Source organism: Microcoleus sp. MON1_C5 (assembly GCF_036701875.1).
Taxonomy (GTDB): Bacteria; Cyanobacteriota; Cyanobacteriia; order Cyanobacteriales; family Microcoleaceae; genus Microcoleus.
On record NZ_JAUBRN010000033.1, the window covers coordinates 66731 to 76488 of the forward strand.

General features: G+C 47.6%; 12 protein-coding genes. 7 read left to right on the top strand and 5 right to left on the bottom strand.

The window, feature by feature from the left end; genetic code table 11:
- Positions 1-19: 19 nt before the first annotated feature.
- Positions 20-1276, bottom strand: a complete 1257-nt coding sequence (locus QUA71_RS17350; protein ID WP_333286799.1) for a hypothetical protein — start codon at positions 1274-1276, stop codon at positions 20-22.
- Positions 1277-1775: 499 nt separating this feature from the next.
- Here QUA71_RS17350 and QUA71_RS17355 point away from each other — a divergent pair, with 499 nt between their 5' ends.
- A complete protein-coding gene (locus QUA71_RS17355) occupies positions 1776-2078 on the top strand; it encodes a hypothetical protein (RefSeq protein ID WP_445243794.1) in 303 nt (100 codons plus the stop codon).
- 222 nt (positions 2079-2300) lie between these two features.
- On the opposite strand, the gene menB is transcribed toward QUA71_RS17355, so the two are convergent.
- Positions 2301-3134, bottom strand: coding sequence for a 1,4-dihydroxy-2-naphthoyl-CoA synthase (gene menB / locus QUA71_RS17360; RefSeq protein ID WP_333059275.1), 834 nt, complete (start codon positions 3132-3134; stop codon positions 2301-2303).
- A gap of 381 nt (positions 3135-3515) precedes the next feature.
- Between menB and QUA71_RS17365 the strand changes: the two genes are divergently transcribed.
- Together QUA71_RS17365 and QUA71_RS17370 are read left to right on the top strand one after the other, a co-directional pair.
- The gene (locus QUA71_RS17365; protein ID WP_333286804.1) at positions 3516-3911 is read left to right on the top strand and encodes a transposase; all 396 of its coding nucleotides are present in this window, start codon (positions 3516-3518) and stop codon (positions 3909-3911) included.
- 63 nt (positions 3912-3974) lie between these two features.
- Entirely contained in the window at positions 3975-4772 is a 798-nt protein-coding gene (locus QUA71_RS17370; RefSeq protein WP_333286806.1) for a transposase, read from the top strand.
- Between the two features lie 38 nt (positions 4773-4810).
- On the opposite strand, the gene QUA71_RS17375 is transcribed toward QUA71_RS17370, so the two are convergent.
- Complete coding sequence (locus tag QUA71_RS17375) at positions 4811-5407, bottom strand: TerB family tellurite resistance protein (protein WP_333286808.1); 597 nt, start codon at positions 5405-5407, stop codon at positions 4811-4813.
- 78 nt (positions 5408-5485) lie between these two features.
- Here QUA71_RS17375 and tadA point away from each other — a divergent pair, with 78 nt between their 5' ends.
- The 4 genes from tadA to QUA71_RS17395 all read left to right on the top strand — a co-directional run bounded on the left by tadA (position 5486) and on the right by QUA71_RS17395 (position 7556).
- Positions 5486-5986 (top strand): tRNA adenosine(34) deaminase TadA, encoded by a 501-nt coding sequence (gene tadA, locus QUA71_RS17380; RefSeq protein ID WP_333286810.1) that lies wholly within the window; start codon positions 5486-5488, stop codon positions 5984-5986.
- 283 nt (positions 5987-6269) lie between these two features.
- Complete coding sequence (locus QUA71_RS17385) at positions 6270-6998, top strand: lysophospholipid acyltransferase family protein (protein WP_333286812.1); 729 nt, start codon at positions 6270-6272, stop codon at positions 6996-6998.
- Positions 6988-7113, top strand: coding sequence for a hypothetical protein (locus tag QUA71_RS17390; protein ID WP_333286814.1), 126 nt, complete (start codon positions 6988-6990; stop codon positions 7111-7113). Before QUA71_RS17385 ends, QUA71_RS17390 begins: the two co-directional genes overlap by 11 nt.
- 74 nt (positions 7114-7187) lie before the next feature.
- Entirely contained in the window at positions 7188-7556 is a 369-nt protein-coding gene (locus QUA71_RS17395) for a hypothetical protein (protein ID WP_333286816.1), read from the top strand.
- Positions 7557-7737: 181 nt separating this feature from the next.
- On the opposite strand, the gene QUA71_RS17400 is transcribed toward QUA71_RS17395, so the two are convergent.
- Both QUA71_RS17400 and QUA71_RS17405 read right to left on the bottom strand, forming a co-directional pair.
- Positions 7738-8502 (bottom strand): ABC transporter ATP-binding protein, encoded by a 765-nt coding sequence (locus tag QUA71_RS17400; RefSeq protein ID WP_333286818.1) that lies wholly within the window; start codon positions 8500-8502, stop codon positions 7738-7740.
- A 386-nt stretch (positions 8503-8888) separates the two neighbouring features.
- A complete protein-coding gene (locus QUA71_RS17405; protein WP_333286820.1) occupies positions 8889-9716 on the bottom strand; it encodes a HEAT repeat domain-containing protein in 828 nt (275 codons plus the stop codon).
- Positions 9717-9758 lie beyond the last annotated feature (42 nt).

Here is a 9758-nt window from a genome sequence, read left to right on the forward strand (position 1 = left end):
TTAATTGTCTTTGCCTAATTTATGGCTGATAGTATTGTGGCTTCACCCCTTTTTCTTGGAGTTCTTTCACCAAACGTTCTGCTGAGGCAGCATCGTTCAAAGCCCCCATTTGGATCTTGACACCCTTTGAGAAGTTCCGCACGTAGGCATCGGGAACTGCTTTTCTGGCTTGCTGCAGCGATTTTTCGTCGGTGTAATCGGTGACAACGTAATAGAAACCGTCTGCCGCACGTGCAGGCCTTCCCAGGGGAGATGCTGCGGCTGGGGATGCTGCGGCTGGGGATGCTGTCGCCGGGGATGCTGCGGCTGGGGATGCTGTCGCCGGAGATGTGGCGGCAGGCTGGGCTGGGGAGGGTGTTGGAGGCAGTGTTGGCAGTGCCGGCACAGGCTGGGCGGCGCTAGGGCTGGGAGTGGGAAGCAAAGCCGTACTCAGATTGTTGAGTCCTTGTTCCCTGCCTCTGGGGGGGTTGCCGTCTTCTGTAGGAATCGGCACAACCCCGCTGGGGCCCGGAGGCGCTGGCGGGGTTGGCGGGATTGATGCTTTTGGTGACGGGGAAGGAATCGGGCTGACTGTCGGCTTGACATTGCTGAGAGTGCTCAAATCTAGCTCCACAAATTCCTTGGATACCAGATTTGGAGCTTTCGGCAGTTCCTTGGTGCTGGTATCTGAGATGGAAGTAGAGGCGGGACTGTCGCTTGAAGAGGGTGAGGTGCGATCGAGGAAACGGCTCAGGCCTGCCATCTTAACCAGATTTGACGGGTACATGACTGCGTAGCCCAAAGCTGTGCATGACAGCAAAAACAGCAGCATCGAACTCAGTCCCAAGGGAGTTAACAAACTGGCGGCTAAACTGCGTTCTACCGTAGGCTCAGCTTTTGACTCGTCCAAACTTTCGATCAGTTTTTCGCTTGATTCGAGATAATTATTGGGTGCCAAGGCACTGCTAGATAATTTTGTCCCACCCCTGGTAGTTGCTAGCGGGGCATCGCCCTGAGTGCCGGCAAGGGATAGGGGCAGCGATAGCGGCTGCTGGGTTTCCTCCGCAGTCTTCGGCGCCAAATTTTGGGCTAGCTGTTGCTCGGTTGTGGCTGTTTGCTTGCCGGTACGAACTGAGGGCGACACCCACTGTTCGGCGCGCCTCCTGTGCCTTCTGTATGTTGTCAGTTCTGCTTCTAGGTTTACATCTAGACTCCCCAGGACTGCTTGCAAAGCAGGCTTGATTGGGGTTGAAGAGGATTGATGATTTGGGGATTCAACCGAAGAACGCTTACTCATTAGCAAAACTCCTACCGCCTCTGAATTAATTTTAATGTTTTGATTGTAGAGATAAACAAGAAGCTTGAAAACTTGCCTATTTTATGATTAGCTACTTTTGGCTTCAATGCAACAGGGGAGCGATCGCCTGCGGTTATCTTTTCATTTTCATTTTAAGACTTAATTGTTGGTGTGTCCCGGGGGCAGCTTACCGAAACTCTCAGCAGCTTTTTGTATCCTGAGCTACCGCTTATTTATAACGTCTCATAGTCGTTGCACATTTGTACTTTTTCTTGATCCCTGACGGCTTTATAAAGTTTTAACCTTTGTTTTTACCTATACAATGAGCAACGACAGAGCTAATTGTTTCTATATATAACGAGATTATAAATAAATTATAAAATTTAATTATGCTCCGGGGATCGCTACAAGCCAGACAGAATAAAGGCTGGGAGGCTCTCAGGCAGGCTAGCTCTGCAAGGGAGAATTAGAGATGAAAATGATTTCCCTAAGAACTTTTATGCAAACCTCCTTAACTTCACCTTTAACTTCAGCTTGCCGTCACTGCAGGCACTATACCCCTGAGGGGAGACGCGGGGGTGTTTGCGCTCTACTAGGCGGGCCGGTTCAAGGTCACTGGAAAGCTTGTGCTTTAGCGGTTTCGCCTTTTAGGTCATCTTGGGAAAACATAGAAGAAATTGGAATGTGGCAAGAATCGACTCTGATGCTGCAGGATGCCCCCGTCACTCTTTCCGAGCGTCATGCCTGCCAGCTTACATGCACAACGTTAACCGAAAAATCCGCAGCAGCAGTCTCGGTTTAGTTAGTCGGCAGCAGGATAGGTCATACCATTTTCGATTTTCGATTGGGAAATCACTGATCGTTATCATGGTTTGGATCTGACAAAGCAGTTTCATTCTTTTTGGGAACTGGTATCAATACTGACACTTTTGGACATCGGGTGCATTTGGCTTTACTAACTCATAAAAATCAGCAGCATCTACTTTAATATGAGCGCATAAAAAAAACTGATTTCTCCATCCAGCTATGGCAGCCAAGGATATTGACTAAAATCAGGTTGCCGTTTTTCCAAAAAGGCTTGTTTGCCTTCGGCGCCTTCCTCGGTCATATAGTACAGCAAAGTGGCATTTCCCGCCAGTTCTTGCAAACCGGCTTGACCGTCGCAGTCGGCATTAAAAGCAGATTTCAAACAGCGAATCGCGATCGGACTTTTTTCGAGAATTTCCGCAGCCCACTGAATCCCTTCTAGTTCTAGTTGTTCCACGGGCACGACGCAGTTGACTAAACCCATTTCTAGGGCTTGCTGCGCGCTGTACTGGCGACACAAAAACCAAATTTCTCTGGCTTTTTTCTGGCCTACAACTCTGGCGAGATAGCTAGCTCCGAAACCACCGTCGAAACTGCCGACTTTGGGGCCTGTCTGTCCGAAAATAGCATTGTCAGCAGCGATCGTCAAGTCGCAAATTAAGTGCAGAACGTGACCCCCTCCAATTGCGTAGCCTGCAACTAAAGCAATTACCACTTTGGGCATCGATCGAATCAACTTCTGCAAGTCGAGCACGTTCAAGCGGGGTATGCCACCTTCGTCTACATATCCCGCCGCACCCCGCACGCTTTGGTCGCCACCGGCGCAAAAGGCGTATTTGCCGTCTGTATGAGGCCCCGCACCTGTGAAAAGGACAACGCCGATTTTTGTGTCTTCGCGGGCATCAGTAAAGGCATCGCACAGTTCCTGCACGGTTTTGGGACGGAAAGCGTTCCGTTTGTGAGGTCGATTGATGGTAATTTTGGCGGTGCCACCGCTTTTGTGATAGAGAATGTCTTCGTAGGTTTTGGCGGTTTGCCATTCAATTTGCATAATCAATCAATTTGAGATTTGAGACCGAGCAGGGTGCATTAAGGTAGCGACAAGTCGCTTTTAGATTTTAGAGGCATTCGGTTCAATGGGATACAAGGGTCGATCGACTCTTGCCCAAAAAATAAAGCGGGACTTAGGCAGAAAGCCAGTTTTTTTTACGAACATACGCCGTGCAAGGCTCTTGGTAGGGGTTAAACAACCCGGTTTTTGAGGGTAAGAGCGCCCAAGTCCCATCTCAAATGGACACAGCGCCAAATCCTCAAACTCTTCTCACGACTTTTACCGAGCCAAAATTTATCGAAAATTTGCGTCTAAAACCCCGTCCTTCAACGAAGTGGAGGACAGTTTTACACATACTCAGTAAGCGTGTAAAATAATTTCATGCTAAACATGACGTGGGAATTCAAACTAGAACCAACTCCAGAACAGGTCGATACTATGGAGCGGATATTCGCTGTGTGTCGTTCTGTATGGAACTTTGCTTTGCGGGAGCGCAAAGACTGGTTGAATTCCCGCAAGTCGCCTGTAAATGCTTGTTCCATCGAACAGGAGTACATACTCAGGGCTGACGAGCCATACCCTAGTTACCACACTCAGGCTAAACGATTGACTCTTGCCAAAGAGCAATTTCCCCTCCTCACGAGCGTACATTCGCAAGTATTGCAACAAGCCTTAAGAACGCTGGACAGGGCATTTGAGGACATGAGAGCGAAGAAACTAGGCTTCCCTCGCTTCAAGAACAAATACCGAATGCGATCGTTTGTGTTTCCTCAATAGGGCAAAAATCCCATCAATGGAAGTTTGCTGAAATTGCCTCAACTAGGGTGGATTCGTTTGCGCTTGTCACGCCAAATCCCAGGGGGATTTGAAATTAAACAAGCCAGGGTTGTACGACGGGCATCGGGATATTTTGTCATGTTGTCATTACAGTTAAATGTATCTGTGCCAGATACACCCATATCCGGTCATCCGCGAGGTTTGGATTTAGGGTTTGATAAATTTGTAGCTACTAGCGATAACGAGCAAATTGCTAGACCTCGCTTCCTGCAAACTCTACAACGCGAGTTGAAATTACTGCAACGTAGATTAAAGCATAAGAAGAAGGGGTCGAATAACAGACATAAGCTCAATCAAAAAATAGCCAGAATTCATCAACAGATTACTGACACCAGGAAAGACTGGCACTTTAAGTTAGCCCACCGTATGAGTGACGGCGTAGGGATGATATTTGTTGAAGACATCGACTTTCGCTCTTGGGCCAGAGGAATGTTGAGTAAACATAGTGCCGATGCTGGATTCGGTCAATTCGTCAACATACTACAATGGGTGTGCTTTAAACGAGGTGTTTTCTTTGCCAAGGTAGACAAGGACTACACATCACAACAATGTCCTGAGTGTGGGACGCATACGGGCAAAAAGCGCCTAGACGAAAGAATTCATTCTTGTCCAGTGTGTTTCTTTACTGCATCGCGTGATGTGGCAGCGGCACAGGTGGTTAGAAATCGTGGGTTGGAACTAATTTCTGGGCTAGGGCATAGCCTGGAAGTAAAACAAACTGTCTGTGGACTGGATGCGGCGGGGACTGGTGGTAAAGTCAGTCTAGCTGGCACGGGACGAAGCAGAAAACTCAAGAAGTGATTCTTGGGAATCACCCTCCCTTTAGGGCGGTGAGGATGTCAATTGCGGAGTAAAATACTCAGCAAGTGCTTTGCTGCTTTACCAAATACCGGATCGCGGGACTCGAATTCGCTGGGATCGAGTAAAGCTTGAACTTCGGCAAAAGCTTGTGAGTCGAGGGTTCCTTCTTTAGTAAATAAAGTTTCTAGGACTGCAATGTGTCTGGAGTCGAGGCCGAGCCGATTTGCGATCGACTGTAAGTACATTTGCTCGCGCATATCGATGTGTCCGTCGGCCGCTGACATTTCGTAGCCGGAACCGATAAGCAACAGTTTTTCTGATTCTGAGAACAAAGCTGTCAGGGTTAGCAATTCCGTGGGGTTGAAGTAAACCTGCTGTTTGGATACTCCTTTGACAAGGCGCTGAATTAGTTCTACCCGATCGCGGTCGCCGCTGGCAAAGGCTTTGAGAGTCTTTTGCAGCCGTTCTTCTTCTTCAACTGCGATCGTCCTGTCAATAATCATCACTCCGCGCAGGATGGAAATTAGAGCAGTCACAAACACTACCAAAGGAGTGATATCTTGTTCGCGCAGCTTTTGTCGGCTAATGCGGCACAACAGCTCAACAATTTCAGTGGTTATCCTGGTGGTGTCCATAATTAAAAATGACTTTCTATTAAGCTGTAATGTAACTTTCTTTCTCGATCTTAAGTTTTTGTGTTACGTAGGTATGACGTGAATTCTAAAACTGAGCCATTGTCTATTAGTGATACTACTTATTTTATTCACAAACGCTGGATGACTAGGGCTGTGGAGCTGGCACAAGCAGCGGGTGATGCCGGTGAAGTACCCGTGGGTGCTGCCATTGTTGACGGTACTGGCAAATTGATTGCCGAAGCGCAAAATCGGCGAGAGCGAGACTGCGATCCGACTGCTCACGCTGAAATCTTGGCTTTGCGCGCGGCCGGCAAAGTTTTGCAAGACTGGCATCTTAACCAATGCACGCTCTACGTAACGCTGGAACCTTGCCCGATGTGCGCTGGTGCGATCGTCCAAGCTCGAATTGGCCTGCTGGTATACGGAGCAGATGACCCGAAAACTGGCACGATTCGGACTGCTGCTAATATTCCCGATAGCGCGCATTCGTTTCACCGCTTAGAGGTGCTCGGCGGTATTATGGAGTCTGTTTGCCGCGATCAGTTGATTTCCTGGTTTGAAACACGCCGGAAAAATTAACAGGTAAAATTTTTTACTCTCTTCTGGGCGATGTTTAATCGAACTTGACCCTTTAGCTGGAATAATAGATCCGTAATTGCCCGATCGAGCTTTCCAGGCGGCCGACTACTTTGTATTAGTGCTGTCCGGTTGGCTGAGGTTTTACCTGTTAGAGATTATCTCTTGCGGGCGCGATCGCTCGATCGGTACAAGGCCAATAGCAAAACTGTCCCGACCCAAAAACTAAAGATTTGTCCAATCACTTACTTTAGACTTGAGATATCGAGAAAGCAGCTTAATTGCTATGCCCCACACCGCCACGATCGCCGTTGAGTCCAGTAAATCATCTCTAGTGAAGCCAATGCCTGCCAAGGTAGCATCTAATACCTCTCGCGTTTCTCCTTGGTTAACCTCCTTGCTCTATCCGCTAGGTCACTATGTTGTCCTACCGTTTCATTTTGGCAAGATTGAGATCACCGGACAGGAGCACTTGCCGAAAGACGGGCCTGTCATCTTAGCCCCTACGCACCGATCCCGGTGGGATGCCCTGATGATGCCTTATTCAACTGGACAGAAGGTGACTGGACGCGATTTGCGGTTTATGGTAACTGCTGATGAAGTGAAAGGACTGCAAGGTTGGTTCATCAGAAATTTGGGAGGGTTTCCTGTGGATCTCAAGCATCCGGCAATTGGCAGTCTCCGTTATGGGGTGGAACTACTCCTCGACAAGGAAATGTTGGTGATTTTTCCCGAAGGCGGCATTTTTCAGGATGGCGAAGTTCATCCGATTAAGCCGGGATTGGCGCGTTTGGCAATGCAAGCAGAGTTGAGCAAACCGGGTTTGGGGGTAAAAATTGTACCGATGAGTATCCGCTATCGCCCGCGCATTCCTCGATGGGGTTGTCAGGTAAAAATTGCGATCGGTTCTCCGATTTCCGTGGCGGATTATGCCAATGGTGGCGGTGGTAAAAAAGAAGCACGATTGTTGAGTGCCCAGCTCGAAATGGATCTTAAAAAGCTTGATGAAAGTTGAGGAGAAGAAGGAAGAAGGAAGAAGGAAGAGGGAAGAAGGAAGAAGGAAGAGGGAAGAAGGAAGAGGGAAGAAGGAAGAAGGAAGAGGGAAGAAGGAAGAAGGAATTATGATATAATGTTTTCGGGTGCTGTGGAGAGATGCAGCACTTATTTTGCTGCTTTGTTATGTCTGTATTAAGTGTGAGCATTAATGGATTGTGCTTTGAACTTTAAGCCTGGTCAAATTGTCAGTTTAGAATGTGGAGATGCGTGCCTGCATTCCGAGGTGATCCAAGTGGTTGAGGCACGTCAAGTTTGTTGGGTGCGCCCTTTGATGTTAGTTGTATGGGTGTCGGGGAAGGATTCACCGACAGAATACACTTTATCCGATTTGCGAGATGGTGCTGATTTGCTTTGGCCGCTGAGCTTGTTTCGGGCGGCTTTAGATACTGAGGTAATTTCACTATTGACCGAGTTGCACTCTCTGGATGCTGAAAAAAAGGATGGTGCGATCGCATCTCGGCAACTTAGAGATTTTGTCGATCGAGTTTGGGAAGCTTTTCCCAGTGCTTTTCATTAAGCAGATATCCGGTGTTGTGTCTATTAGTCCGCCAGGGGTTGAAAACCCCTGTCTAATAGCTAAAGTCCTCTTGCATAGGACTGGTACCCTCTTGATTCTTCAGTCCGCGCAGGCAGACTTCGTTTATCTAGAAGCGATTTCAATCGCCCAATTTTCTTTTCGCTTTTCGCGGACTCTTATACTAAAATACAGCGTGTGAAAGCTCTGCGGGATTGAGATTGTTGTGAATAACTTTACCGTCGCGGAACCAGACAACGCGACGAGTTTGGCGCGCCACTTCCGGTTCGTGCGTTACCATAACAACAGTCATGCCATTTTCATTGAATTCTGTAAAAATATCCATTACTTCTTGAGTAGTTTTTGTATCCAATGCACCTGTAGGTTCATCAGCCAGCAACAACACGGGACGGTTGACAATTGCCCTGGCGATGGCTACCCGCTGCTGCTGTCCTCCTGATAGTTGATTGGGTCTGTTTTGCAGGCGACTTTCCAGGCCTACTTTTGTTAAAGCCTCTACTCCCCGTTCGCGTCTTTCTGCTGCGGGAATGCCGGCATAAACCATCGGTAACATGACATTTTCTAATGCGGTCAATTGAGGCAACAGGTGAAATTGTTGGAATACAAAACCTAATTTTAAATTGCGAATTCCCGCCAATTCTCCTTCGGGCATTTGGGCGACATCTACGCCGTCTAAGTAGTAACTGCCGGTCGTAGGTCGATCGAGACAGCCGATAATATTCATAGCTGTAGATTTGCCGGAACCCGACGCGCCCATAATCGAGCAATATTCTCCTTGTCTTACGGTCAAGCTGACGCCGTTTAAGGCGCGAACTTCGAGGTCGCCAATCCCGTAAACTTTTGTTACCTCTTCCAGACCGACAACAACGGGCTTTGAGAGGACTTGCGGGTCGAGGTCTTGGTATGTATCGGTTTGTAGTTCAGGCATTTTTTTTCTATGCGATCGACACAACTAACTACTAACTTAACACTTCTTATCGGTTTTGGCGGCTGGAGTGGCGATCGTTTGGACGCTAATTGACGAGATATAAAAAAACTAAATCTTTAACGACGTGTTTGTGAGTTGTTGGATGAGAGTCATCTGATGTCCTAGCACTAGATAGTTATCTAATTTGCTTTTTCCAGCGCGGGTCAAGCCTTGATTATTGTGGGCATAAATTAGGTAGAGGATATGCTCTTTTGCTTCCTCCGAGAGTGGAAAGTTTATAATGCTGTGGGAAGTGTGGCGATTGCAAAAAAATCAACTATTTCTGCATAAGCTTTGGAGATATTAGTGGCTACAGTCATATTTTCTTTCTGCTTTTTGTGTTTCTTTCACAGCTTCTCTAATTGGGTCAACTTTTTCTGGGCAAACTGGCGGACTTGTTCATCTGGATCGTTGGCCAATCGATCGCGAAGTATTTCTAAAGTTTTTGGGCGATAGGGGTATTGCTTGAGCAGGATTTCAAGTGCTGTTTTCCGGGGGTTATCTTGCGATTTGTATAGGCGTTCAAAAGGATAATTGAGAGCAATATCGCCCAACCATTCAAATATCTCTGGTTCATCTTTCCACCCCCATGCTAATTCTTGGACTGCTGCAAGTCGCACAGCCCAATCATCGTCTGATTGAGCGCGTTGTTTGAGGAGAGGTAAGGTTTCCGGGTCATCTTTCCACCCCCGTGCTAATTCTTGGACTGCTGCACGTCGCACAAAATAATTATCGTCAGATTGAGCGCGTTGTTTGAGTAGGGGTAAGGTTTCGGGGTGATCTTTCCACCCCCGTGCTAATTCTTGGACTGCTGCAGCTTGCACAAAAGAATCATCGTCAGATTGAGCCAGTTGTTTGAGCCAAGGTAAGATTTCCTGGTGATCTTTCCACCCCCGTGCTAATTCTTCGACTGCTGCACGTCGCACAAAAGAATTATCGTCAGATTGAGCCAGTTGTTTGAGCCAAGGTAAGATTTCCTGGTGATCTTTCCACCCCCGTGCTAATTCTTGGACTGCTGTTTGTCGCACAAAAGAATTATCGTCAGATTGAGCCAGTTGTTTGAGCCAAGGTAAGGTTTCCTGGTGATCTTTCCACCCCCGTGCTAATTCTTGAACTGCTGCTTGTCGCACCAAAAAAGAATGTAATTGCTCAACTAGGGGAAAAAATGGAGCCATCAATAGAGAGAGCTTGTTGAATAGATTGATAAGCAGTTAAAC

What these genes read in the sequence shown, in the direction of transcription:
- QUA71_RS17350 (WP_333286799.1), bottom strand. Translation starts at nt 1,276, where the DNA reads ATGAGTAAGCGTTCTTCGGTTGAATCCCCAAATCATCAATCCTCTTCA.
- QUA71_RS17355 (WP_445243794.1), top strand. Translation starts at nt 1,776, where the DNA reads ATGCAAACCTCCTTAACTTCACCTTTAACTTCAGCTTGCCGTCACTGC.
- menB (WP_333059275.1), bottom strand. Translation starts at nt 3,134, where the DNA reads ATGCAAATTGAATGGCAAACCGCCAAAACCTACGAAGACATTCTCTAT.
- QUA71_RS17365 (WP_333286804.1), top strand. Translation starts at nt 3,516, where the DNA reads ATGCTAAACATGACGTGGGAATTCAAACTAGAACCAACTCCAGAACAG.
- QUA71_RS17375 (WP_333286808.1), bottom strand. Translation starts at nt 5,407, where the DNA reads ATGGACACCACCAGGATAACCACTGAAATTGTTGAGCTGTTGTGCCGC.
- QUA71_RS17385 (WP_333286812.1), top strand. Translation starts at nt 6,270, where the DNA reads ATGCCCCACACCGCCACGATCGCCGTTGAGTCCAGTAAATCATCTCTA.
- QUA71_RS17390 (WP_333286814.1), top strand. Translation starts at nt 6,988, where the DNA reads ATGAAAGTTGAGGAGAAGAAGGAAGAAGGAAGAAGGAAGAGGGAAGAA.
- QUA71_RS17395 (WP_333286816.1), top strand. Translation starts at nt 7,188, where the DNA reads ATGGATTGTGCTTTGAACTTTAAGCCTGGTCAAATTGTCAGTTTAGAA.
- QUA71_RS17400 (WP_333286818.1), bottom strand. Translation starts at nt 8,502, where the DNA reads ATGCCTGAACTACAAACCGATACATACCAAGACCTCGACCCGCAAGTC.
- QUA71_RS17405 (WP_333286820.1), bottom strand. Translation starts at nt 9,716, where the DNA reads ATGGCTCCATTTTTTCCCCTAGTTGAGCAATTACATTCTTTTTTGGTG.